Genomic DNA, 23,622 nt, shown 5'->3' on the forward strand with positions numbered 1-23,622 from the left:
CCCCGCGGGGCCGCGCCGCCGGAAGGTAGAAGGTACGAGGACGATGACCGCTGAGGAGAAGGCCGCACCGCCCCCCGCGCAGAGGGCCCGGGTGGGCCGCTGGAGCGCGCAGGGGTGGGTCAACGTCGTGCTCCTGGCCATGGCCTTCCTGCTCGCCGTGGCCGCGGTGACCGGCGCCGCGGCCCTGCGCCACACCGCGCAGGTGTCCAACCGGCTGGTGGACCAGATCTCCCCGGCCCGGGTCGAGTCGGAGCGGCTGCAGACCGCCCTGCTGGACCAGGAGACCGGCGTCCGGGGCTTCGTCCTCACCGGACGGGAGGAGTTCCTCGAGCCCTACACCGCCGGCCGGGAGGCCGAGCGGCGGTCGGTGGACGAGATCAGGCGGCTCATCTCGCACGGGCGGACGCTGCGCGAGCTGGACGAGGTGGAGCGCCTGATCGGGCTGTGGCGGGACCGGCACGCCGAGCCGATGATCCAGCTGACCCGTGACGAGGGCGTGGGGAAGGTGGGCACGGCGCAGGCGGAGGCGGGCCGGAAGGCCTTCGAGGCCGTCCGCGCCGCGCTGGACGCGCAGAACGCCGCCTGGACGCGGGCGCGGGACGACGCGCGCGCCGACCTGGGCGACGCGCGGCTGGTCCGCGACGCCGCCTTCCTCGGCATCCTCACGGTCCTGCTGTTCGCGATCATCGCGGTGGCGGTGCTGCTGCGCGTGGTGGTCTTCCGCCCGCTGGACCTGCTGGGCTCCGCCTCGCGCCGGGTCACCGGCGGGGACTTCGACCACCACATCGACATCGGCGGCCCGGCCGACATCGCGGCCCTGTCCCGCGACATGGAGGCGATGCGCGAGCGGATCGTGGCCGAGCTGGAGGAGAGCCACCGGGCCCGGCACCTGCTGGAGGAGCAGACCACCGAGCTGCGGCGCTCGAACGCCGAACTGGAGCAGTTCGCCTACGTGGCCAGCCACGACCTGCAGGAGCCGCTGCGCAAGGTGGCCAGCTTCACCCAGATGCTGGAGCAGCGGTACGGCGGGCAGCTGGACGACCGGGCCAAGCAGTACATCGCCTTCGCGGTGGACGGCGCCAAGCGCATGCAGGTGCTCATCAACGAACTGCTCACCTTCTCCCGGGTGGGCCGGATCACCCGCGAGCCGGTGACGTTCGGCCTGGCGGAGACGATCACCGCGGCGCTGCGCAACCTCACCGCGGCGGTGGAGGAGTCCGGGGGCGAGATCGAGGTCGGCCCCCTGCCCGAGGTGACCGGCGACCGGGCCCAGTTCGTGATGCTCTGGCAGAACCTGATCGGCAACGCGCTGAAGTTCCGCCACCCCGACCGCGCGCCCGTGGTCCGGATCGAGGCGCGGCGCGAGGACGGGGAGTGGCTGATCACCGTCACGGACAACGGCATCGGCATCGACGCCCGGTTCGCCGACAAGATCTTCGTCATCTTCCAGCGGCTGCACAACCGGGACGCCTACGAGGGGACGGGCATCGGCCTGGCGATCTGCCGGAAGGTCGTGGAGTACCACCGGGGGAGGATCTGGCTCGACACCGGCCACACGGACGGGACGCGCTTCGTCATCGCCCTGCCCGCGACCGGCGACGCCGGGGAGGAGACCGGGCCGTCCGGTGCGGACCAGGCGTCGCCGGGCCCCCGGGAGGAGCCGGCGGCCGAGGGGGACTCCGTACCGGACCTCGTCCGGGAGTCCGGCTGAGGGGGAGCCTGTGACGCGCTTTTCCGGTAGAAGGTTGTTCCTTTCCGGCATGGGATGAATCACGGGGTCACCGCCTCTGCGCGGGAGGTCTGCCGTGCCAGGATGGGCCCGGTCCCGAGATCGGAGAGAACGTGGACAAGACCTCGACCGGCACGGCCCTCGCCGCCGCCGCCCTCCTGCTCGTCTGCGCGGCGCCCGCCCTGGCCGCCGCACCCGCCTCGGCTCCGGCGGTGTCCGCGCCGGCCACCGCGCCGGCCACCGCACCGGCCACCGCGCCGACCACTGGGCAGGAGTCCGGCCTGAAGACGGTGTACGGCTGGGCGAAGAGGTCCGGGAACTCCGCGATGATCGTCACCCCGCACCGGGTCAGCCGCTACGGCCACGGCGAGGGCGAGAACGGCGGCTGGAACATCGGCAGGCGCAAGGGCGCCCCCATCAGGATCGACTACACCGAGGGGCTCGACTTCCGCCAGGTGAACAAGAAGTGCGGCAAGCCTCCGGCGGGCCACCCGTACGACACCCGCAGCGCCTACGAGCTGGGCACCAAGCGCTGCGACCCGATCGACCTGTACGACCGGCTCCGCAAGGGCCGGATCCCGGTGAAGGTCGTCTACGACCCGGCCGGTCCGATGGCGGTCAGGGTCCACGAGCTGGTCCTGCCGTAGTGGGGGCCTGCGAGCCGTCTCTGTCCCATGGCGGAGGGCCATGGGCGGGCCCCTCCGCACGACGGTGAAAGCCCCGGCCGTACCTGACACGATCTGACAGGTACGGCGGTCACGATGGTCCCATGACCACGAAAGCCACGTTCCTCGCCGTGACCCTCGACTGCGCCGAGCCCAAGCGGCTCGCGGACTTCTACGCCACCGTGTTCGGCTACGAGGTCCAGTACGCCGAGGACGAGTACGCCGGCATCGGCGACGGCACCATGACGATCTACTTCCAGAAGAACGCCGAGCGCAGGCCCGCCGCCTGGCCCGGCCCCGACAAGCAGTTCCACCTCGACGTGCGGGTCCCGGACGTGGACCGGGCGGTGGCGGAGTACGTGGAGCTCGGCGCGACCAAGCCGGACTTCCAGCCCGGCGGGGAGAACTGGACCGTGCTCGCCGACCCCGAGGGCCACCTGTTCTGCGTCTGCCCGGTCCGCGACTGACCCGGCCGCGCCCGGCGGGACGGTGCCATCCGGATGGCACCGTCCCGCCGGTCATGAACCGGGCGGGTCACGAACCCGGCCCGGATCTTTTCGCCGTCCTCTGCCGGAACGCCGTCCTCTGCCGGAACGCCGAGCCCTCGTGGGTGAGCCGTCGTCGTCTTCTGCGGTCGTGATCAGATGGTGCGTGCCGCCGGCGGGCGGCCCCGCGATCGGCGGGCCTCACGCGGTCCTGCCCCTGGCGCGGAAGGCCGCGGTCTTGACGCGGTTCTGGCACGCGGTGCCGCAGAAGCGGCGGGTGCCGTTGCGGGAGACGTCCACGTACACCCGGTCGCAGTGCGGCGCCGTGCACACGCCGAGGCGGTCGTGGAACTCGCCGCCCAGCACGATCGCGAGCCCGGTGGCGCAGCTCGCCGCCCAGTCCTCGGCGGCGGTGCCGCCGGTGCCGTGGAAGTGCAGGTGCCAGGGCTCCCCGTCGTGCCGCTGGAGCATCGGCCGGGCGCGGGTCTCCTCGAGCAGGGCGTTGACCCGCTCCGCCGCCGCGTCCAGGTCCTCCGCCGCGACGGCGTCGAAGACGGCGCGCAGGCGCGCCGCGACCCCGGCGAGCTCGCGGGCCTCCTCCTCGGTGACCTCCCGGTGCTCCGGGTAGCCGGTCCGCAGGCCCTCGGCGGCGGCGGCGGCGAGGTCGCGCGGCGGTGGGAGATCGCGACCGCGCCTCTCGCCGGGGGTCAGCTCGTTGACCAGGCCCACCGCCACCCGGACGATCGCATCGGCGTGACTGTTGAAATCCACTTGACCAGTTACCTCTCCGCGTCTAGGTTGTAACTGTCATAAGATTAAACGATAGTTACATGGAGGCGATGGTGCTCACCCGTGACGCCGCCCGCGAATGGATCTCGCGCTGGGACCGTCAGCAGGAGGGCTACGTGCCCGAACGCGAGGAGCGCTTCACCGCGTTGATCGACGCCGTCGAGGCGCTGGGCCGTCCCGACCCGCTGGTCGTCGACCTCGGCTGCGGGCCGGGCTCGCTCTCGATCCGGCTGCTGGAGCGGCTGCCCCGGGCGACGGTGGTCGCGGTCGACGCCGACCCGCTGCTGCTCGGCCTCGGCCGGGCCGCCCACCCCGGTCTCAGGTTCGTCTCCGCCGATCTGCGCACACCCGGCTGGAGCGGCTCGCTGGGCCTGGACCGGCCCGCCGACGCCGTGGTGAGCACCACGGCGCTGCACTGGATCTCCGCGGCGGACCTGCCGAAGACGTACGCCGAGCTGGCGGCCGTACTGCGTCCGGGCGGGCTGCTGCTCAACGGCGACAACCTGGAGACCGACGACGCCACCCCGGCCCTCGCCCGTCTCGAACGCGCCCTGCACGAGCGGGAGGCCGGACGCAGGTTCGCCGGCCGGCGCCCCGAGAACTGGCGCCAGTGGTGGGACGCGGTCGCCGCCGACCCCGCCTTCGACGATCTCCACGCGGCCCGCGCCACGGCGGGCGCCGACCACCACGGCTCGGAGTCCCCGCTGCTCTCCCAGCACGTCGGCGCCCTCCGCGACGCGGGCTTCACCGAGATCGGCCCCCTGTGGCAGCGCGGCCACGACCGGCTCCTGTGCGCCGTCCGCGGCTGACCCGGCCGGTCCCCGCCGGTTCCGGCAGCGCGGCCGGGACCGGCGGGAAGACCGCCGGAAACGGGGCGGAGAGGGTCGATCGTCCTTGGGGAGGCCCTTAACAGGCCGTCGGGAGCCCTAAGCTGGATGGATGACCCGAGTATCGCTTTTTTACCCATGCGCGGCTTCTCCCGAGGGCGGGTGGCGATGACCTGGGTCGGGATCTCGATCGCTCTCGTCGGCGCGCTCGGTTACGCCCTGGGCGCCGCGCTCCAGCAGTTCGAGGCGGTCGCGGAGGGCGCCTCGCTCAAGCTGATGAGACGCCCCCGCTGGTGGCTGGGAGGCGTCATCGGTTTCACCGGTGCGTCCCTGCACGCGGTGGCACTGAGCTTCGCGCCGCTGGTCGCGGTGCAGCCGATCAGTGTGGCGACGCTGGTGTTCGCGGTGCCGCTCGCGGCGATGCTGCACGGCAGGACGGCCCACCGGGCGGAGGTCGTCGGTTCGGCCGCGGTGGCCGTCGGGCTGCTGGGCCTGCTGCTGCTGGTCCCCTCGCACGCGGTGACGCCGCACATGACGGGGCGGGAGGCGTTCGGCTTCCTCGGCTGCGTCGGGCTGGTCGTGCTGGTGGCCCACCTGGCCGGGCGCAGGGCCCGCGGCCCGGCCAAGGCGCTGGTGCTCTCGGTCGCCGCCGGCGCGGTGACGGCCAGCGTCTCCACCTTCGTCCGGGTGGTGGGCGGGAACTTCGGCGGCGACTGGGCCAACCTGGTCAGCTGGTTCACCCTCGCGGTCCCGGTGCTGCTCGTCTGCGCGGTCGTGCTGCTGCAGAAGTCCTACGAGGTGGGCTACTTCGGCATCGCCTACGCGGGCGTGCAGGTGGTCGACCCGATCACCTCCATCCTCGCCGGAGCGCTCCTGCTGGACGAGGCGATGCCCTCGGGCTGGTCGAACGCGCTCCCCGCGCTCCTGGCCGGTGCGCTCATGGTCTGGGGGACGCTCACCCTCGGGCGGCTCGCCCCCGACCACAAGGCCCCCGCGTCCGCCCCGGTCGCGGTCCCCGGCCTCTCCCCGGAGCCCGCGCCGGAGTCCTCTCCGGAGTCGTCCACGGAGCCCGCTCCGGCCCGCGAGCCCGCTCCCGTCCCAGGTCCCTCCTCCTCGGCCTCGGCTGCCTCTTCTTCCTCCGAGGGCGTTTCGATCACGCCGTAGGGGGACGCCAGCCGAAGACGTCGTCCGCCGCGCCGGCGGCCCGTCCCGGGGCGAGCCGTGCGGCGAGCAGCATCATCGTGTCGCGCAGCCGTACGGCGAGCGGGTTGCGGATCTTCGTGGCGCGGCAGACCGCGGCGGAGCGGGCGACGATCTTCGAGGTCCGCTCCAGGCGGGCGGCGGTGTAGGCCCCCAGCCGGGAGGCGAGGTCGGGGACGTCGCCGTCCCCGGGTCCGGCGACGTGGGCCAGCACGACCGCGTCCTCGATCGCCTGGCAGGCCCCCTGGCCCAGGTTGGGCGTCATGGCGTGCGCCGCGTCGCCCAGCAGCGCCACCCGGCCCCGGTGCATCGCCGGCAGCGGGGACGCCAGGTAGTGGACGTCGTTGCGGAGCACGTCCTGCGGCGAGGCCGCGGCGAGCAGCTCCGGGATCGGGGCGTGCCAGCCGCCGAACAGCCGCCGCAGCTCCGCGAGCCGGTCGCGGTCCGCGCCGTCCGCGCTGCTGCCGCCGCTCCCGCCGTCCGCGCCACGGAGACCGCTCCCGCCGTCCGCGTCACCGGGGCCGCTTCCGCCGTCCGCGGCGCTCGCGGGCACGGTGTCGGTGGCGTAGCAGTAGGTCGTGCCGCCGGCCAGCGGCATGATCCCGAAGATCTTGCCCGCGCCCCAGCTCTCCGAGGCCTGGCCGGGCACGCCCTCGGCGGGGACGAGCACCCGCCAGCTCGTGGTCCCGGAGTGGCGCGGACCGGGGTGGCCGGGGAACAGCGCCGCCCTGACGGAGGAGCGGACGCCGTCGGCGGCCACCACCAGCTCGGCCTCCAGGACGGTCTGCGTCCCGGGGCCCGGGGCTTCGGTCCCGGGACGGGTCGCGGCGGCGGCGCGGCCGGCGCGTGGGCCGGACCCCGCCGTCACGGCCGTCACCGCGCCGGTCTCCGGGTCCACGCCCGTGACCGCGGTGTCCAGCCGCACGGTGCCGGGGGCCAGCCGCGCGACGAGCGCGTCGACCAGCTGCGCGCGGCGCAGCAGGACCACCGAGTCGCCGTACCGGGCGGTCACCGTCTCCGCGCTGGTCCGCACCAGCCACCGCCCGTCCGCGCTCCGCACCCCGCCGTCGCCCTGGACGGCGGAGAGTCCGCGGATCTCGTCACCGACGCCGATCGTGTCGAGCGCCCTGAGTGCGTTGGCCGCGACGGCGAGCCCGGAGCCGACCGGCTCCAGGGAGGCCGCCCGCTCCAGCACCGTGACGTCCCAGCCGCGCCGCTGGAGCGCCACCGCCGCGGTCAGCCCGCCGATCCCCGCTCCGACCACCACTGCGCGCGCCATGTCCATCTCCTTCACTACGAATGTAGTGAACGGTACTACTCCTGTAGTTCAACTACAAATGTAGTATCCCGGGGTGAAGTCCCAACGTGCGGAACTGGTCGCGGAGACCGCGATCACCCTGCTGGCCGAGCGCGGGATGCGCGGGCTGACCCACCGGGCGGTCGACGAGGCGGCCGGTCTGCCGCCCGGCTCGACGTCCAACCTCGCGCGCACCCGCTCGGCCCTGCTGGAGCTGGCCCTCGCCCGGCTCACCGAGCTGGAGGTGGAGCTCTTCTCGTCGTTCACGGCCGGCGGCGTGGGCGGGGACGCGTCCGAGGGTGCGGCAGGGGGCGCGGCCGGAGCCACGGGCGGGCCGCCGGTCGCGGAGGGAGCGGGGGATCGGGGCGGCGGCGAGCCAGGAAGGGGCCGGGCCGCGCTGGACGCGCTCGCCGAGATGATGGCCCGCGCGCTGTGGGCGCAGCTCACCGTCGACCGCCATCGCACGGTCGCCCGCTACGAGCTGGCCTTGGAGGCGACCCGCCGCCCCGAGCTCCGGGCGGTCTACGACCGGGCGGGGGACCGGTTCCGCGAGCCGGCCGTCGCCCTGCTCGCCGCCGCGGGCTCCCCCGATCCGGTACGGCACGGCCGCCAGCTGGTCGCTTTCGGGGAGGGCGTGATGTTCGACGCCATCGTCGGAGCCGGGACCGAGCCCACTCTGGACGAGCTCCGCCTCGGCGCGCGGGAACTGCTCGCCGGGATGCTGTCCGGCGGCTCCGTCCCGGGAGTCCGGAGCTGATCCGGATCCCGAGCGGTCACCGGCGGTCCGGCCCCGCCCGCCGACGGCGGAAAGGCCGGGGAGGCGACACCCGTGCCCTTCGGCGCGGCCGCCTCGGCCCGTTCCCCGCCGTTCCCCGCCGTTCCCCGCCGTTCCCCGCCGGGCCGAGACGGGCCGAGACGGCCGCGCCGGCGAGGAGCGGCCGGCGAGGAGCGGGGTGCGGGCGGTCAGCCCTCGAACGACACGGTGGCGAACCGGTACCAGGTCTTGCCGTTCTCGTCCCCGTAGTGGACGCGACCGGTCATGACCTTGCCGGGCGCCGCCTGCCAGGTGTGGCTGCTCTCCTTGTACTCGCGGCTGGTGTCCCCGTCGATCAGCCGCACCTGCTGCCCCCGCCAGTACATCGCACCGGTGCGGTACCTCGTGTCGCCGTTCTCGTCGCCTTCGTGCCACCTGCCGACGACCACCTGGTGGTCGGGGGCGCTGTAGTCGGCCCGGCTCTCCCGCTGCGCGGGGGTCCAGTCTCCGGCGTGCACCTGGACCTGCTCGCCGTCGATCAGGATCCGGCTGCAGTGGTAGGTGGTCTTCGCGTTCTCGTCGCCGTAGTGCGAGCGGCCGGTGAGCACCTGGTTCGGCGGGCAGGTGAACTGGACGCCCCACCACTCCGACACGGTCTCGCTGTAGATGCGCTCCATCTTGATCGTCGCCGCCGAGGCGGGGACGGTCATGGCGGTGGCCGACAGGGCGGCGACCGCGGCGGCGACGGACAGGGCCTTGCCGTACGTTCTCATTGTCTTCGGTTCCTTTCGAGGAGTTCGATCACGCGCGGGGCGGCGGGGTCAGCCCGCGACGGTCACGGTGGCGAACCGGTAGTAGGTCGTGCCGTTCTCGTCCCCGTTGTGCAGCCGGCCGGTCATGACCTTGTTCCGGTCCGCGTGCCAGGTGTGGGAGCTCTCCCGGTACGCGCCGCTGATGTCCCCGTCGGCCAGCAGCACCTGCCGGCCCTGCCAGTGGACGGTGGCGGGACGGTACCTCGTGTAGCCGTTCTCGTCGCCTTCGTGCCACCTGCCGACGACCACCTGGTGGTCGAGGGCGCTGTAGTCGGACCGGCTCTCCTTCTTGCGGGAGGTCCACTCGCCGATGTGGACCTGGGCCTGTTCCCCGTTGATGAGGATGAAGCTGCAGTAGTAGGTGGTGGCGGCGTTCTCGTCGCCGTGGTGCGAGCGGCCGGTGAGCACCATGTTCGTCGGGCAGACGAACGGGTCGATCCACTCCCGTACCGTTCCGGCGTAGGAGCGCTCGACCTCGATCACCACGGCCGCGGCGGACGCGGGCGCGGGAGTCGCCACGGTCATGGCCGCCAGGGCGGTCAGGGCGGCCGCCGCGGTGGACAACGCCTTCTTCTTCCCCATGGGGGTGCCTCCTGCGACGCGGTTTCGCTTACGTCGCGGAGCTTCCCAAGGACCACTGGTGATCCGCTTGTGCCTCGGTTGTGACGGGGTGGGCGGCGGCGGAGACGGGGTGGACGGCGGCGGCCGAGGCCGGCCGGGCAGTGGAGGCGGTGGAGGCGGTGGAGGCGGGGCGGGCGGTGAGGCGGGCGCGGTGGGCGGGCCATTCGTGGTCGAGCACGCTGAAGTAGACCGTGTCGCGCCAGGTGCCGTCGGGACGGCGGCGGTGGCGGCGCAGGGTGCCCTCGTAGGCGCAGCCGAGACGCCGGATGGCGGCCTGGGACCGGGTGTTGAGGTGGTCGGTCTTGAGCTGGACCCGGTTGAACCCGAGCGGGCCGAGGGCGTGGTCGATCAGGAGGACCTTGCACTCCGTGTTCACCGCGGTGCGCCAGACGGCCCTGCCGTACCAGGTCCAGCCGATCTCGACGCTGTCGTCGAACCCCGGCACGTCGATGTAGGCCGTCCAGCCGGTCGCCCGGCCGGTCTCCCGGAGGACCACCGCGAACGGCGTGTGCCGGTCGTCCTCGATGAGAGGGCGGGCGATCGCCGCCAGTTCCGCCTCGGTCTCCGGTACGGGGACCCCCAGCCAGCGCCAGACCTCCGGGTCGCCGCCCCCCGCGGCGAGGAGATCGGGGAGGTGGGCGGGGGCCAGGGGCTCCAGCCGTACGGCGGCGCCTTCGAGGATGACGGGGGAGGGCATGCGTGCGGTCATGCGGACGACCCTAGAAGGGGGATCCGGCCGGTCCCCAGGTCCACTTGGCGTGTTTTCCCGGAAGGCCACCCGGATTCAGGCCGGACGGTCGACAGTCATACCGTCCGGTCGGTACGCTCCCGGAGACGGAATAGAGGAGGACCCATGGACTTCGGGTTCGACGCCAGGACCGAGGAGCTGAGGCAGCGGCTGCTCGCGTTCATGGACGAATGCGTTTACCCGGCGGAGGAGGCCTTCGAGGCCCAGGCCGCCGAGAGCGGCTGGACGATCCCGCCGCTGCTGGACGGGCTCAAGGCGGAGGCCCGCGAGCGCGGCCTGTGGAACCTGTTCCTCCCCGGCGAGCACGGCGCCGGGCTGACGAACCTGCAGTACGCGCCGCTGGCCGAGATCATGGGCCGGTCGCCGCGGATCGCGCCCCCCGCCACCAACTGCGCCGCCCCGGACACCGGCAACATGGAGGTCCTGGCGCAGTTCGGCGACGAGCGGCAGCGCAAGGAGTGGCTGGAGCCGCTGCTGCGCGGGGAGATCCGCTCGGCGTTCGCGATGACCGAGCCGGCCGTCGCCTCCTCCGACGCCTCGAACATCGCGCTGTCGATCACACGCGACGGCGGCGAGTACGTGGTCGACGGCCGCAAGTGGTTCGCCTCCGGCGCGATGAACCCGGACTGCCGGATCCTCATCGTGATGGGCAAGACCGACCCCGGGGCGCCGGCGCACCGGCAGCAGTCGATGGTCCTGGTCCCCACCGACACCCCGGGCGTGCACGTCCGGCGCGGCATGCACGTGTTCGGCTACACCGACGCCGACCACGGCGGACACGCCGAGATCGACTTCACCGGCGTGCGGGTGCCGGCGGCCAACCTGATCGGCGAGGAGGGCGGCGGCTTCGCCATCGCCCAGGCCCGCCTCGGGCCGGGCCGGATCCACCACTGCATGCGGCTGATCGGGATGGCCGAGCGGGCCGTCGAGCTGATGTGCGCCCGATCCCTGGCCCGGACCGCGTTCGGCAAGCCGATCGCCCGGCAGGGCGTCGTGCAGGACTGGATCGCCGAGTCGCGGGTGAAGATCGAGCAGCTCCGGCTGCTGGTGCTGAAGACCGCCTGGCTGATGGACACCGTGGGCAACCGGGGAGCCCACACCGAGATCCAGGCCATCAAGATCGCCACTCCCCGCGAGGTGGAGTGGATCGTCGACAAGGCCATCCAGGTGCACGGGGCCGGCGGCGTGAGCCAGGACTTCCCGCTGGCCGGCCTGTGGGCGGCGGCCAGGTCGCTGCGCCTGGCCGACGGCCCCGACGAGGTGCACAAGCGTTCCCTCGCCCACCGCGAACTGAAGAAGCACACGGGAGACCGCCGATGACGGCTGAAGAGGTCGAGTCACTGGCCAGGGGGTTCCTGGCGGAGCACGATCCGGGCGGCGACCGCCTGGAGTTCCTGCGGGCCCGGTTCGACGCCGGGCTCGCCTGGGTGCACTTCCCCGCGGGGCTGGGCGGCCTGGGCGTCCACCGGGAGCTGCAGCAGGTGGTGGAGCAGGTGCTCGCCGGGACGCCGCAGCTCGACACCGGCGTCCAGGCGATCGGCCTCGGCATGGCCGCGCCGACGATCCTGGCGTTCGGCACCGAGGAGCAGAAGAGGCGCTTCCTGCGACCGCTGTGGACGGGCGAGGAGATCTGGTGCCAGCTCTTCAGCGAGCCCGGCGCCGGCTCGGACCTGGCGACCCTCGCCACGCGCGCGGTCCGCGACGGTGACGAGTGGATCGTCGACGGGCAGAAGGTGTGGACCTCCGGGGCGCACCACGCCCGGTGGGCGATCCTGGTGGCCCGGACCGACGCGGACGTGCCCAAGCACCGGGGCCTGACGTACTTCGTCTGCGACATGCACGCGCCCGGCGTCGACGTCCGGCCGCTGCGGCAGATCACCGGCGAGGCCGAGTTCAACGAGGTCTTCCTGACGGGCGTGCGGCTCGGCGACGACCTGCGCCTCGGCGAGGTCGGCGACGGCTGGCGGGTCGCGCAGACGACCCTGATGAACGAGCGGGTCGCCATCGGCGGCGCCCCGGTACGGCGCGGCGGCGGCATGATCGGCGTGGTGGCCGAGACCTGGCGGTCCCGGCCCGAGCTGCGCACCCACGACCTGCACCAGCGGCTGCTGAAGCTCTGGGTGGAGGCCGAGGTGACCCGGCTGGCCGGGGCCCGGCTGCGCGAGCAGCTCGCGGCCGGGCAACCCGGTCCCGAGGGGTCGGGCATGAAGCTCTCCTTCGCCGCGCTCAACCAGGCGCTGTCCGGGCTGGACGTCGAGCTGCGCGGCGAGGAGGGGCTGGAGTACGACGACTGGACGTTCCGCCGCTCCGACAGCGTGGACTTCTTCGGTCGCGGCGCCGGATACCGCTACCTGCGCGCCAAGGGGAACTCGATCGAGGGCGGGACCTCGGAGATCCTGCGCAACATCGTCGCCGAGCGCGTGCTCGGCCTGCCGTCGGAGCCCCGCGTCGACAAGGACGTGCCGTGGAAGGACCTGCCCCGGTGACCCCGGTGACCCCGGTGACCCCGCTGACGACGGCGGTCCCGGTGACGGCGGTGGTCCCGGTGACCGCGGTCGCCCCGGCGGCACGGAGCGGGCCCGGCGCGGTGGGCGGAGCGGTCCGCGAGGTACGAGCGGCCCGCGCAGCGAACGAGGAGTGGTGAGCGACATGACACTGCTGTACACCGAGGTCGAGGAGGAGCTCCGGGCCTCCGTGCGGGATCTGCTCGCCGACCGCTGCGGCCCGGACGCCGTGCTGGCGCGGATCGAGTCGGCCGCGCCGTACGACATGGAGCTGTGGAAGACGCTCTCCCGGGACATCGGGGTGGCGGGCCTGCTGGTGCCGGAGGCGCTCGGCGGGGCGGGGGCGACGGCGCGCGAGGTCGCGGTGGTGCTGGAGGAGCTGGGCCGGGCGGTCGCGCCGGTGCCGTTCCTGACCAGCGCCGTGCTGGCGACCAGGGCGCTGCTGGAGATCGGCGAGGAGGACCTGATCCAGGAGCTCGCCTCCGGGGACGTCACGGCGGCGCTGGTGGTCCCGCTGGCCGCCTCGCCGTACCGGTCGCCGGCGGAGGCCGTCACCGTCGGCGCGGACGGCACGCTGAGCGGACGGGTGCGCGCGGTCGCGGGGGCGGACGTCGCCGACGTGCTGCTCGTCCCGGCCGGTCCGGGCGCGCTCTACCGGGTGACGGCGGAGCACGCCCGCATCGAGGTGGCGCCCTCGCTGGACCTGACCCGGCCGGTCGCGACGGTGACCTTCGACGGCGCCCCCGGAGAGGCGCTCGGGCACGTCGAGCGGCGGAAGGTGCTGTCGTTCGGCGCCGGGCTGCTCGCCTCCGAGCAGCTGGGGACGGCGCAGTGGTGCCTGGACGCGACGCTGGCCCACATCAGGGAGCGCCACCAGTTCGCCCGGCCGATCGGCTCGTTCCAGGCGATCAAGCACCGGATGGCCGACCTCTGGCTGGACGTGGTGCGCGCCCGCGCGGCCGCCCGCAACGCCGCCGACCTGCTGGCCGAGCCCGCCGGGGACTCGCCGGAGCTGGCCGTGGCGGTGGCCAAGGCGTGGTGCTCGGAGGTGGCGCTGCGTGTCGCCGAGGAGAGCGTGCAGCTGCACGGGGGCATCGGCATGACCTGGGAGCACCCCGTGCACCTGTATCTCAAGCGGGCCAAGGCGGGGCAGATCGCGCTGGGCTCGCCCGGCGCCCACCGCGAGGCCCTGGCCAGGCTGGCGGACCTGCCCGGCCCCCTCTGACGGACCCGCGGGCCGGACCGGCCCTGCCGGATGGACCCGCGGACCTGCCCGGCCCTGCCGGATGGTCCCGCGGGCCGGACCGGCCCTGCCGGATGGTCCCGCCGGGCGGGCCGGGCCGTTCCCCTCTGGCGGCCGTGCCCGGCCTCCGCGGCCGGGTCCGCCCGATCACGCCCGATCACGCCCGATCACGCCCGATCGCGGGACCGGGCGGCGGGGTCAGTCCCGGGGCCGCAGCGAGGTGAGCAGGAGGTCGGCGTAGTAGGCGCCCAGGGCGGCGCCGGAGATCGGCCCCTCCGGGCTGTACCAGGTGTTGAGGTGGTGGACCGAGCCGAAGAAGAAGTCGACGACGATGTCGGCGGGGGTGTCGGTGCGGAAGACGCCCTCGCGCTGGCCCTCCAGGATCAGGTCCCGGAAGCGCTCGTGGTAGACGCGGCGCTCGGCCCGCACGCTCTTGCGGGTGTCGGGCGCGAGCAGGTGCATCGAGCGGAAGAAGATCTTGGAGTCGTCGAGGTTCTCGACGGAGGTCCGCACGACGTCGGCGGCGGCGCCGTAGAGGCGCTCGGTCACGGTCCCGGGGCCGTCGGCGAACTGGACGAGCCGCTCCATCTGCATGCGCAGGACGCGGCCGTAGATCTCGCGGAGCAGGTCGTCCTTCGAGTCGAAGTAGTGGTACATGGCGCCTTTGGTGACGCCCGCGGCGGAGACGATCTCCTGCACCGAGGTGCTCTCGAAGCCCTGCTCGGCGAAGAGGCGGGTGGCCTCGCTGAGCAACCGCTGCCGTACCGGCTCCTGGTCCTGGGCCATGTGGTCCCCCTATCCGTGATGGGAAAAGCATACCGACTGGTCGGTCAGAGCACCCACCGGATGGCGAAGCCGTGTTATTTGCGTCACTTCGCAGGCCTGGAGCTCCCGCTTGGGTATCCCATTATCCGAGGATCTTCAGCGTGGCAGATCCCTGCCCTTCCCATTCACTCGGACTGTGGGGGTTCGTTGTGCCTGGTGGATCGATCTACGTCCCGCCCGATGACCAGCTTCACGGGCTGTCACCGCAGGTGATGTACGAGAAGAACTGGCGCGACGAGGCCAGGGACCGCTGGAAGACGCGCGGTCTCAAGGCGGCCGGAGGGCTGGCCGCCGGCGTCGCGCTGGCCTACCGGTTCGGCCTGTCGCCGGTCGTGCTCGGACCGGTGCTCGGCGTGCTGGTCGGCGCCGCCGACCTGGCCTGGGACTGGTGGTCCTTCCGGTCGACCGCGGTCTGGCGGGGCAGGCGGCGCGGCGAGGCCGTCACCGCCCGGCTGCTCCGCCGCCGGCTCCGCAGGCACGGCTACCGGGTCCTCGACGGCCGGGCCGTGCCCGGACAGGCCTCGATCGACCACCTGGTCATCGGCCCCGGCGGCGTCTGGGTCGTGGACAACGAGGCGTGGGATCCCGACACCGAGATCGCCACGTACGGCGAGCGGCTGTTCTTCGGCGAGAAGTACGGGTCGAAGACGGCCCGGGCGCTCGTCGAGGCGTCGGAGGCGCTGGCCGGGGTGCTCAGCCGCGAGTCGGGCCTCCCCGTCACGATCGAGCCGCTGCTGGCCGTGCACGGCGGGCAGCTCGTGCACGGCACCGAGCGCAGGCGCACGGTCACCGCGGAGGGCGTCACGCTGCTCAAGCCCCGGCACGCGGCCTCCTGGATCCTCGGCGCCCCCCGCCAGGAGCTCGACGAGAGCCAGGTGGAGGTGCTCACCCGCACGGCGGCGCGGGTGCTGCGCCGCATGGGCTGACGGGCCGCGGGCCCGTAGGCGCCGCGCCGTGCGGCGTGGGCTGACGGGCCCGCGGGCGTCGCGTGCGGTGTGGTACCTCGCGTGCGGGGTGGTGGTGCGGCTCCGCGGGTGCCGCGGTGCGGGTCCGCGGGTGTCGTCGCGTGCGACGTGGTGGAGAAGGCTCAGGTGGCGGTCCGGGCCGCCGATGGGGATGGACGCTCTCCGCCGTCGCCGCCCTCCGCGGCCACGGCCCCCCTGGAAAGGACTCCACCGTGCCCGACTTCCCCACCGAAACCGTACGGCCCGCGGTGACCGTGCACCGCAACCCGGTGCTGGGGTGGTTCGCCGACCGCCGCATCAATGCCAAGATCATGGTCACCGTGTTCGTCGTGGCGCTCATGGGCGCCGGCGTCACCGCCGTGGCGCTGGCCCGCATGGGTCACCTGAGCGACGACCTGCAGGACATCCGGCAGGGCAACGTCCAGCGCCTCTCCTACCTCGGTGAGGCGCGCGGCCACATGACCGATGTGCTCCTGTCCTCCGGGGCCCTGGCCACCGCCGAGGACAAGGCGGCCGTGACGCGGCTGCTGCAGGAGGCGGGTGAGGGACTGCAGGAGGTCGGCAAGGCGTTCGAGGCGTACAAGGCCGTCGCGCCCGACGACCCCGAGGTGCGCAAGCACGTCTCCGCCTTCGAGGAGGCGTGGAACGCCTACGGCGCCTCCATGTCCGCCGCGGGGCCCGTGGACGGGCTGGAGGACTTCACGCCGGAGATGAACGCCAAGTCCGAGGCCGTCATGCAGGCCTTCATCACCTCGATGAACGAACTGACGACGTTCGAGACGGAGAACGCCGAGGCGGTCGCCGCCGAGGCCGTCGACGAGTACGAGAGCTCCCGGACGCTGATCGCGGTGCTGACGGCGGCGGGCCTGCTGCTCGCCCTGGCCCTGTCCCGGATGACGGCCAAGCAGATCGTCCGCGCGCTGGACGCCGTCTCCCGGGTGCTGGACGCCACGGCCAAGGGCGACCTCACCCAGAAGGCGGAAGTCACCTCGCGTGACGAGGCCGGCGCGATGGCGGCCGCGGTCAACCAGGCCAACGACGCCATCCGGCGGACCATCAAGGAGCTGGCGGGCAACGCCGACGCCCTGTCCACCAGCTCCGGCGAGCTGGCGTCGGTCAGCGACCGCATCGCCGCCTCGGCCGACGAGGCCTCCGCGCAGGCGGGCAACGTCGCCGCCGCCGCGGGGCAGGTCTCGCAGAACGTGCAGACCGTCTCGGCCGGCAGCGAGGAGATGGGCGCCTCCATCCGGGAGATCGCGCACAACGCCGGCGAGGGCGCCAAGGTGGCCGCGCAGGCGGTGGCGGTGGCGGAGTCGACCAACGAGACGGTCGCCAAGCTGGGCGCCTCGTCGGCGGAGATCGGCTCGGTCATCAAGACGATCACCTCGATCGCCGAGCAGACCAACCTGCTGGCCCTCAACGCCACCATCGAGGCGGCCCGCGCCGGGGACGCCGGCAAGGGCTTCGCGGTCGTGGCCGGGGAGGTCAAGGACCTGGCCCAGGAGACGGCCAAGGCCACCGAGGACATCTCCAAGCGGGTCGAGGCCATCCAGGCCGACACCGAGAGCGCGGTCGCCGCGATCGCCGAGATCAGCGAGATCATCAGCAGGATCAACGACTACCAGCTGACGATCACCTCCGCGGTGGAGGAGCAGACCGCCACCACCAACGAGATGAACCGGAACGTGACCGACGCGGCGCAGGCCAGCACGGACATCGCGGCCAACATCGCGGTGCTGGCCGACGCGACGAAGGTGACGGCCGAGGGTGTGGGCGAGAGCCGCCGGGCCGCGGCCGACCTGGCCGGAATGTCGGAACGGCTGCACCGGCTGGTGGCGGACTTCCGCTACTGAGCCGGCGGCCGGCGCTCGGCGCCCCGGGCCCGCCCGTGGAGAGCGTCTCCGCGGGCGGGCCCGGGGCGCCGTCAGGCGAGTTCCTCGATGAAGGCCGAGAGCTGGACGACGTTGCGGCACTCGTGCATCGGGACGATCCCGCCGTAGGCCGTCGCCGAGGAGTCCCCGGTGTCCCACTGGGCGACCGGCTCCGGGTTGAGCCAGTAGGCGTGCCGGGCGCCGGAGCTCAGCCGCCGGAGGGTCTCCAGCGCGGGCGGCTGGTAGTTGGACCGGGCGTCGCCCAGGATCAGCAGCGAGGTCTTCGGCCCGACGGCGTCGCCGTACCGCTCGGCGAAGCGCTCGAACGCGCGGCCGTAGTCGGTGCGGCCGAACCGCACCATGTCGGCCTCGCGCGCCAGCCGGGTCATCGCCTCGGCCACGTCGGCGCCCGGGACGAAGAAGCGGGTGATCTCGTCCACGGTGTCCACGAAGCCGAAGGCGCGGACCTTGGTGAACTGCTCGCGCAGCGCGTAGGTCAGCAGCAGCGTGAAGTGGGCGAAGGAGGCGACCGAGTCGCTGACGTCGCAGAGCACGACCAGCTCGGGCCTGTGCGGGCGGCGGGGCCTCAGGTGGGTGGTCAGCGGGACGCCGCCGGTGGAGAGCGAGGCCCGGACCGTGCGGCGGAAGTCCAGCCGGCCGCGGTGCCCCAGCCGGTGCTTGACGGTCAGCCGGGCCGCCAGGCGGCGGGCGAGCGGGTGCACCTCCCGGCGCAGCCGGGCCAGGTCCGCCTTGGTGGTCCGCAGGAAGTCCACCCGCTCCAGCGGAGGCCGTACGGCGGAGCGTGCGATCCGCTCGATCCCGGACTCCTCGGCGATGCGGCGCCGCACGTCGGTGGAGACGGCCTCCTCGAACCGCCGGATGCCGCGGGTGATCCGCTCCCGGGCGACCTTCTCGGCCAGGCCGCCGCGCTCGGCCCCGGCCAGGACCTCGGCGAGCAGGCGGGCCATCAGGGTCTCGGGGGACAGGGCCCGCAGCACCGGGTAGGAGAACCAGTTCTGCCGCCCCGGGCTCGCGGGCTGCCGGCCGAACCGCTCGACCATCTCCCGGGCGAACGCGTCCAGCTCTCCGGGCCGCTCACCGGCCTCCAGCAGCAGCTCGGCCAGCCGGTCCCGCAGCTCGGGGACGCCGGCGGTCCGCGGATCGGGGCCGGCGGCCGGGCGGGGGCCGTGCAGGCCGGTGGTGGAGGCGGGGAACCACAGGTCGAAGAGGGTGTCGAAGCCGGGCCGGTGCGAGGGCCGCTTGACCAGCGTCGCCGCGTAGGCGGCGCGCAGCGACTCGCGCTCCGCCAGGTCGATCACCTGCAGCGCCCGCGCCGCGTCCAGCCCCTCGGCCGGCGACACGGGCAGCCCCGCCTCGCGCAGCGCGTGCACGAAACCGACGTGCCGGTCCAGCAGGCTCACGGCGCGGCCTCCCCCGGCCGCGGGGCCGCCGCGCGGGAGGCCGCCGATGCGCAGGAGGGCGCGGGCCGACCGGCCCGGCCCGCGGCCCGGCTCACAGGCCCAGCTCCTTGCGGGCCCGCTCCTGGTCGGAGGCGTGCTTGAGCACCACGCCGAGGGTCGCGGCGGTGGTCTCCTCGTCCAGCTCGGTCCGGCCCAGCGCGAGCAGGGTGCCGGCCCAGTCGATCGTCTCGGCGATCGAGGGGGACTTCTTCAGTTCCAGGGCGCGCAGCGTGGCGACCGTGCGGGCGAGCCGCTCGGCCAGGCCCGCCTCGATCGCGGGCACCTGGGCCAGCACGATGTCGCGCTCGCGCTCCGGCGAGGGGTACTCCAGGTGCAGGTAGAGGCAGCGCCGCTTGAGCGCCTCCGACAGCTCGCGGGTCGCGTTGGAGGTCAGCACCACGTACGGCCGGCGCACGGCGGTGATCGTGCCCAGCTCGGGGATGGTGACCTGGAAGTCGGAGAGGATCTCCAGCAGCAGCCCCTCGACCTCGACGTCGGCCTTGTCGGTCTCGTCGATCAGCAGGACCGTGGGGGTCTCGGAGCGGATGGCCGCCAGCAGCGGCCGCTCCAGCAGGAACTCCTCGGTGAAGATGTCGTCGTGGGTGGCGTCCCAGTCCTGGCCGCCCGCGGCCTGGATGCGCAGGAGCTGCTTCTTGTAGTTCCACTCGTACAGGGCCCGGGCCTCGTCCAGGCCCTCGTAGCACTGGAGGCGGACGAGCCGCGCCCCGGTGACCGCGGCGACGGCCTTGGCGAGCTGGGTCTTGCCCACGCCCGCGGGACCTTCGGCGAGCAGGGGCTTGCCGAGTGCGGCGGCGAGGAAGACCGAGGTGGCGATGGCGTCGTCGGGGAGGTAGTCCACGGCGGCGAGGCGCTCACGGACGTCGGCGGGCGAGGCGAACCACATGTGTGCTCCCGGGCAGAACCGAATGTTGTTCTAGCCTAGCGGGTCGAACCCGTCGATTTCGAAGCACGCCCGCGGATGCGCTACTCTTCAAGTGCTTCACGCGCCGCTAGCTCAGTTGGTTAGAGCAGCTGACTCTTAATCAGCGGGTCCGGGGTTCGAGTCCCTGGCGGCGCACCATCCCGCCGGTCCTCCGGCGGACTCGAATCGGCCCGCCGTATCGGCGGGCCGATTTCGTCTGCGCGGGCCTCTCTCCCCCTGCGCGGGTCGGTCGGGCGCTTCCGGTGCGTCGTCCGGGTGTCACGGGGACTCATGCGTCTGGACCTTCCGGGGACTCATGCGTCCTGGGCGGGGTGGAGGCACGCCGGCGTGCGGGCCTCCTTCGTCGTCGGTGGGCCCGTCAGCGGGCCCGTCGGCGGGTCGGTCGGGCTCAGAGCCGGGTCATCTTGGCGAACGGCGTGGTGATCCGCCGCTGCTCGGGGCCGAAGTCGACGAGCACGGCGAGGTCGTCCTCGACTCCGATGACCACGCCGAGGCCGTACTTGTCGTGGCTCACGCGGTCGTTCAGGGCGTACTGCTCGATGGGGGGCGGGGGGACGATGGTGCGGTTGAAGGGACTGCCGGGAAGGATGCGCCGGGTCGCGGCGTGGGATGATTTCATTGTTCCCAGTATGCGCCCATTGAGGGCGAGCATGGGACGTTTCCCCCGGTGAATCGCGTCCGACTCCCTGTTCGTGGTGCTCCCGGCCGGGAAAGATCCGGTGAGGCCCCGGTCGCGGAGGGCGGGAACCGTCCCGCCGGGGGCGACGGTGGCGGCGTTCCCGGTCCGGCGGGGGCGACGGTGGCGGCGTTCCCGGTCCGGCAGGGGTCCAACTGCTCCCCTTCCCCGGGCCCGGGGTCCCTGGTACGGGGACCGAAAGAAGAGCAGGTTGGAGATATGCAGAATTCCCCTGGGGTGAGTGAGTGGCGGACGCCGCCGGCGGTCTCCGGCGAGGGCGCCCGGGACGCGGGCACGGCGCTGGACGACGTCTTCGCGCAGGCGGCCCGGTGGCCGGACCGCGCCGCGGTGAGCCGCAAGGTGGCGGGGGTCTGGACGCCGCTCACCTGGCGGGAGCTCGCCGACGAGGTCGTGTCCCTGGCCCGGGGGCTGATCGCCGCGGGGATCCGGCCCGGGGACCGGGTGGCGCTGATGTCGGCGACCCGGCTGGAGTGGGCGCTGTGCGACTTCGCCATCTGGGCGGCGGGGGCGGTGACCGTGCCGATCTACGAGACCGCGTCGGTGGACCAGGTCTCCTGGATCTTCGCCGACTCGGGCGCCGTGGCGGCGTTCGCCGGCGACGACGGCTGTGAGGACGTGGTACGGCAGGCCGAGCCCTCCGCCGTGCGGCAGGTGTGGCACCTGGACCGGCTCGGGGAGGTGACCGAGCGGGGGACCGGGGTCCCGGCCGCCGAGGTCGAGTCGCGCCGCCGGGAGCTGGCCGCCGAGGACCTCGCCACGATCGTCTACACCTCGGGCACCACCGGTCCCGCGAAGGGCTGCATGGTCACCCACGCGAACCTGGTGGCGGAGGTGCGGAACGTGACCCGCGTCGAGGGCGTCGGCGAACGGGTCCTGCACGAGAACGCCTCGGTCCTGCTGTTCCTGCCGCTGGCCCACATCTTCGCGCGCGCCGTCCAGCTGGCCGCCATGCACCGGGGCACGCTCGTCGGGTACAGCTCCGACATGAAGGACATCCCGGGCGAACTCCGGTCATTCCGGCCCACGCTCATGCTCATCGTGCCCCGGGTGCTGGAGAAGGCCTACAACGCGGCGCTGCTCAAGGCCGAGGGCGAGGGGCACGGGAGGCTGTTCGCGATGGCCGCCGACACCGCCGTGGCCTACGGCGAAGCGCTCGACCGCGGCCGTCCGGGCCCGCTCCTGCGGCTCCGGCGGGCGGTCTTCGACCGGTTGGTGTACGGCAGGCTGCGCGCCGCCATGGGCGGCCGGGCGCGGTACGCCGTCAGCGGCGCCGCCCCCCTCGGCGTCCGGCTGGGCCATTTCATGCGCGGCGCCGGGATCACCGTGGTGGAGGGCTGGGGGCTGACCGAGAGCACGTCCGGGCACACGCTCAACCCGCCCACCCGGCCGCGCATGGGCACCGTGGGCCCGCCGCTGCCCGGCTACGCCGTGCGGGTGGCGCCGGACGGGGAGCTCCTGCTCAAGGGGCCGAACGTGTTCCAGGGGTACTGGCGCAACCCGGAGGCCACCGCCGAGGCCTTCGACGCCGACGGCTGGCTGCGCACCGGCGACCTCGGCGCGCTGGACGCCGACGGGTTCGTGCGGATCACCGGCCGGAAGAAGGAGATCATCGTCACCGCCTCCGGCAAGAACGTCGCCCCGGCGGTCATCGAGGACCGCCTGCGCGCGCACTGGCTCATCGACCAGTGCGTCGTCGTGGGGGAGGGCCGGCCGTACGTGGGCGCTCTGATCACGCTGGACCCGGAGGTCTTCCCGCGCTGGAAGCACGACCACGGCAAGCCGCCGGAGGCGGAGCCCTCCGACCTGCGCGACGACCCCGACCTGCTGCGCACGATCCAGGAGGCCGTCGACGCGGCCAACCGGGCGGTCTCGCGGGCCGAGGCGGTCAAGCGCTTCCGCCTCCTGGACGGCGTCTTCGCCGTCGGACGGGAGCTCACCCCCACGCAGAAGGTGCGGCGCCACTACGTGCTGGACCGGTACGCCCACGAGGTCGACGCCCTCTACGGCACGGCCTGACACGCCGAGGAGAGGCGCCGGCGTTCACCCGTGAACGGCCTCACCGCCGCCCGATCCCTCCACGCGGTGAGCCTGGTGAGCACGGAAGGTCCGGGAACGGCGGGGCAGGAAGCCGACGCCTTCCAGGACGGACTGTTCCCGCCGGACGGGGCTCTCTTCTGAGGGTTCGGGTCAGGCGGTGATCGTCCAGTCGTGTTGATCGTCGATCTTTCCTGGCATTCTGGAGGCCACGTCGTAACGGTGTTCCCAGGAGGCGGTCTGTCCAAATACGCGATCGGTTTTGTCTATGTCCTGAGTAACGGGGCGATGCCGGGGATCGTCAAGGTAGGGATGACCACTGATCTCGCGGAGGATCGTGCGAAACAGCTCCATGCCACCGGTGTCCCGCTCCCGTTCGATGTCGAGTTCCGCACCCTGACATCCCGTCCGCACGAGGTCGAGAAATATGCCCATGAGCTGCTGGAACCCTTTCGGGTCTCCCCGAACCGGAAGTTCTTCGAGGTCTCCCCGGACATGGCGATCGACACGGTCAGGGACGCCCTGCTGGAGGTCGCGGGCATCGACGCGTGGGACGCGGACGAACCGCATCACGTCAGGAGCGGAGACCGGATCGCCTTGACCGCGTCGGCCGGTGACCTCTTCGTCGTCATGGCACTGCCGCACCTGACGGCGCGGAGGGTCGAGCCGATCGACTTCTGGCAGGCCCACAGCGACGGTGACCTGCTCGAACTGATGGGCACCCGGGACGAGGAGGCCGTCGCGGGGTTCAGCGACGGTGACCCGGACGGCGTCGTCGACCCCGTCCCCCATCTCGACCGGGGTCGCAATTCGCCGAACGGCGTCATCAACGGGCGAGAGCGTCTGGTGCCCGGTGATCGCCTGCTCTGGCTCACCCCCATGGCCGGCGGCGAGGTCTGCAAGATCGCCATGTTCGAGATGCGGGACCACTGCCAGGCGGTCAGCCGGACCTGGGACGGAAAGCTCGACCCCGACGGTCATCCGCTCCTGCTGAACACCCCGACCTATGAGAAGCCGCCACCGGGTGTCGTCCGCGTGACCCAACTGGTGATGCGAATGCCGCCTCCTCGATCATGGGCGCCCCGACCGCGGACCTCGTCCTGAGAGGAGCGTAGCCGTGCGGCAGGCGGCGTCCAGGATCCGGCCACGGAGC

23 protein-coding genes and 1 tRNA gene are annotated in these 23,622 nt (G+C 73.2%); 15 read left to right on the top strand and 9 right to left on the bottom strand.

Features of this window, described 5'->3' with window-relative positions; all coding sequences use genetic code 11:
• Window positions 1-43: 43 nt before the first annotated feature.
• From HS045_RS15345 to HS045_RS15355, 3 genes are all read left to right on the top strand, one after another.
• On the top strand, window positions 44-1,711 hold the full coding sequence (locus tag HS045_RS15345; RefSeq protein WP_196452028.1) for a CHASE3 domain-containing protein: 1,668 nt from the start codon (window positions 44-46) through the stop codon (window positions 1,709-1,711).
• Window positions 1,712-1,842: 131 nt separating this feature from the next.
• Window positions 1,843-2,376 (top strand): hypothetical protein, encoded by a 534-nt coding sequence (locus tag HS045_RS15350; protein WP_196452029.1) that lies wholly within the window; start codon window positions 1,843-1,845, stop codon window positions 2,374-2,376.
• 122 nt (window positions 2,377-2,498) lie between these two features.
• Window positions 2,499-2,861: a VOC family protein gene (locus HS045_RS15355; protein ID WP_196452030.1), complete on the top strand. Its 363-nt coding sequence runs from the start codon at window positions 2,499-2,501 to the stop codon at window positions 2,859-2,861.
• Window positions 2,862-3,080: 219 nt separating this feature from the next.
• Here HS045_RS15355 and HS045_RS15360 read toward each other — a convergent pair whose 3' ends face one another.
• A complete protein-coding gene (locus HS045_RS15360; RefSeq protein ID WP_196452031.1) occupies window positions 3,081-3,650 on the bottom strand; it encodes a CGNR zinc finger domain-containing protein in 570 nt (189 codons plus the stop codon).
• A gap of 59 nt (window positions 3,651-3,709) precedes the next feature.
• On the opposite strand from HS045_RS15360, the gene HS045_RS15365 reads away from it, so the two are divergent.
• Complete coding sequence (locus tag HS045_RS15365) at window positions 3,710-4,477, top strand: trans-aconitate 2-methyltransferase (protein ID WP_230884049.1); 768 nt, start codon at window positions 3,710-3,712, stop codon at window positions 4,475-4,477.
• 186 nt (window positions 4,478-4,663) lie between these two features.
• Window positions 4,664-5,659: a DMT family transporter gene (locus tag HS045_RS15370; protein WP_230884050.1), complete on the top strand. Its 996-nt coding sequence runs from the start codon at window positions 4,664-4,666 to the stop codon at window positions 5,657-5,659.
• On the opposite strand, the gene HS045_RS15375 is transcribed toward HS045_RS15370, so the two are convergent.
• Window positions 5,649-6,974, bottom strand: a complete 1,326-nt coding sequence (locus HS045_RS15375; RefSeq protein WP_196452032.1) for an FAD-dependent oxidoreductase — start codon at window positions 6,972-6,974, stop codon at window positions 5,649-5,651. The two genes, HS045_RS15370 and HS045_RS15375, sit on opposite strands and share 11 nt — an antisense overlap.
• A gap of 73 nt (window positions 6,975-7,047) precedes the next feature.
• Between HS045_RS15375 and HS045_RS15380 the strand changes: the two genes are divergently transcribed.
• Entirely contained in the window at window positions 7,048-7,749 is a 702-nt protein-coding gene (locus HS045_RS15380) for a TetR/AcrR family transcriptional regulator (protein ID WP_196452033.1), read from the top strand.
• Window positions 7,750-7,955: 206 nt separating this feature from the next.
• On the opposite strand, the gene HS045_RS15385 is transcribed toward HS045_RS15380, so the two are convergent.
• From HS045_RS15385 to HS045_RS15395, 3 genes are read right to left on the bottom strand one after another with little or no spacing between them, the layout of a single operon-like run.
• Window positions 7,956-8,519 carry a hypothetical protein gene (locus HS045_RS15385; RefSeq protein ID WP_196452034.1) on the bottom strand — a complete coding sequence of 188 codons (564 nt, stop codon included), beginning with the start codon at window positions 8,517-8,519 and terminating at the stop codon, window positions 7,956-7,958.
• 48 nt (window positions 8,520-8,567) lie between these two features.
• Window positions 8,568-9,140 carry a hypothetical protein gene (locus tag HS045_RS15390; protein WP_196452035.1) on the bottom strand — a complete coding sequence of 191 codons (573 nt, stop codon included), beginning with the start codon at window positions 9,138-9,140 and terminating at the stop codon, window positions 8,568-8,570.
• A gap of 28 nt (window positions 9,141-9,168) precedes the next feature.
• Window positions 9,169-9,888 carry a GNAT family N-acetyltransferase gene (locus tag HS045_RS15395; protein WP_230884051.1) on the bottom strand — a complete coding sequence of 240 codons (720 nt, stop codon included), beginning with the start codon at window positions 9,886-9,888 and terminating at the stop codon, window positions 9,169-9,171.
• 144 nt (window positions 9,889-10,032) lie between these two features.
• Here HS045_RS15395 and HS045_RS15400 point away from each other — a divergent pair, with 144 nt between their 5' ends.
• The 4 genes from HS045_RS15400 to HS045_RS15415 are packed head-to-tail and all read left to right on the top strand — an operon-like array spanning window position 10,033 to window position 13,656.
• Window positions 10,033-11,247, top strand: a complete 1,215-nt coding sequence (locus tag HS045_RS15400) for an acyl-CoA dehydrogenase family protein (protein ID WP_196452036.1) — start codon at window positions 10,033-10,035, stop codon at window positions 11,245-11,247.
• On the top strand, window positions 11,244-12,413 hold the full coding sequence (locus HS045_RS15405; protein ID WP_196452037.1) for an acyl-CoA dehydrogenase family protein: 1,170 nt from the start codon (window positions 11,244-11,246) through the stop codon (window positions 12,411-12,413). The genes HS045_RS15400 and HS045_RS15405 overlap by 4 nt, the downstream gene beginning before the upstream one ends.
• Window positions 12,410-12,571 carry a hypothetical protein gene (locus tag HS045_RS15410; RefSeq protein ID WP_196452038.1) on the top strand — a complete coding sequence of 54 codons (162 nt, stop codon included), beginning with the start codon at window positions 12,410-12,412 and terminating at the stop codon, window positions 12,569-12,571. Before HS045_RS15405 ends, HS045_RS15410 begins: the two co-directional genes overlap by 4 nt.
• Window positions 12,572-12,576: 5 nt before the next feature.
• Window positions 12,577-13,656: an acyl-CoA dehydrogenase family protein gene (locus HS045_RS15415; protein ID WP_196452809.1), complete on the top strand. Its 1,080-nt coding sequence runs from the start codon at window positions 12,577-12,579 to the stop codon at window positions 13,654-13,656.
• Between the two features lie 216 nt (window positions 13,657-13,872).
• Here HS045_RS15415 and HS045_RS15420 read toward each other — a convergent pair whose 3' ends face one another.
• Window positions 13,873-14,460 carry a TetR/AcrR family transcriptional regulator gene (locus tag HS045_RS15420; RefSeq protein WP_196452039.1) on the bottom strand — a complete coding sequence of 196 codons (588 nt, stop codon included), beginning with the start codon at window positions 14,458-14,460 and terminating at the stop codon, window positions 13,873-13,875.
• 188 nt (window positions 14,461-14,648) lie between these two features.
• On the opposite strand from HS045_RS15420, the gene HS045_RS15425 reads away from it, so the two are divergent.
• Entirely contained in the window at window positions 14,649-15,425 is a 777-nt protein-coding gene (locus HS045_RS15425; RefSeq protein WP_196452040.1) for a nuclease-related domain-containing protein, read from the top strand.
• A gap of 251 nt (window positions 15,426-15,676) precedes the next feature.
• Window positions 15,677-17,317 carry a methyl-accepting chemotaxis protein gene (locus HS045_RS15430; RefSeq protein WP_196452041.1) on the top strand — a complete coding sequence of 547 codons (1,641 nt, stop codon included), beginning with the start codon at window positions 15,677-15,679 and terminating at the stop codon, window positions 17,315-17,317.
• A 71-nt stretch (window positions 17,318-17,388) separates the two neighbouring features.
• Here HS045_RS15430 and HS045_RS15435 read toward each other — a convergent pair whose 3' ends face one another.
• A complete protein-coding gene (locus tag HS045_RS15435; RefSeq protein ID WP_196452042.1) occupies window positions 17,389-18,756 on the bottom strand; it encodes a VWA domain-containing protein in 1,368 nt (455 codons plus the stop codon).
• 91 nt (window positions 18,757-18,847) lie between these two features.
• Window positions 18,848-19,699, bottom strand: a complete 852-nt coding sequence (locus tag HS045_RS15440; protein ID WP_196452043.1) for a MoxR family ATPase — start codon at window positions 19,697-19,699, stop codon at window positions 18,848-18,850.
• Window positions 19,700-19,799: 100 nt separating this feature from the next.
• On the opposite strand from HS045_RS15440, the gene HS045_RS15445 reads away from it, so the two are divergent.
• Window positions 19,800-19,876, top strand: a tRNA-Lys gene (locus HS045_RS15445).
• A 250-nt stretch (window positions 19,877-20,126) separates the two neighbouring features.
• On the opposite strand, the gene HS045_RS15450 is transcribed toward HS045_RS15445, so the two are convergent.
• A complete protein-coding gene (locus HS045_RS15450) occupies window positions 20,127-20,357 on the bottom strand; it encodes a hypothetical protein (RefSeq protein ID WP_196452044.1) in 231 nt (76 codons plus the stop codon).
• A 294-nt stretch (window positions 20,358-20,651) separates the two neighbouring features.
• Here HS045_RS15450 and HS045_RS15455 point away from each other — a divergent pair, with 294 nt between their 5' ends.
• Both HS045_RS15455 and HS045_RS15460 read left to right on the top strand, forming a co-directional pair.
• Window positions 20,652-22,451: a long-chain fatty acid--CoA ligase gene (locus HS045_RS15455; RefSeq protein ID WP_307827539.1), complete on the top strand. Its 1,800-nt coding sequence runs from the start codon at window positions 20,652-20,654 to the stop codon at window positions 22,449-22,451.
• Window positions 22,452-22,643: 192 nt separating this feature from the next.
• Window positions 22,644-23,573, top strand: coding sequence for a GIY-YIG nuclease family protein (locus HS045_RS15460; RefSeq protein WP_196452046.1), 930 nt, complete (start codon window positions 22,644-22,646; stop codon window positions 23,571-23,573).
• Window positions 23,574-23,622 lie beyond the last annotated feature (49 nt).

It is taken from the genome of Planomonospora sp. ID82291, assembly GCF_015711645.1.
Classification (GTDB): Bacteria; Actinomycetota; Actinomycetes; order Streptosporangiales; family Streptosporangiaceae; genus Planomonospora.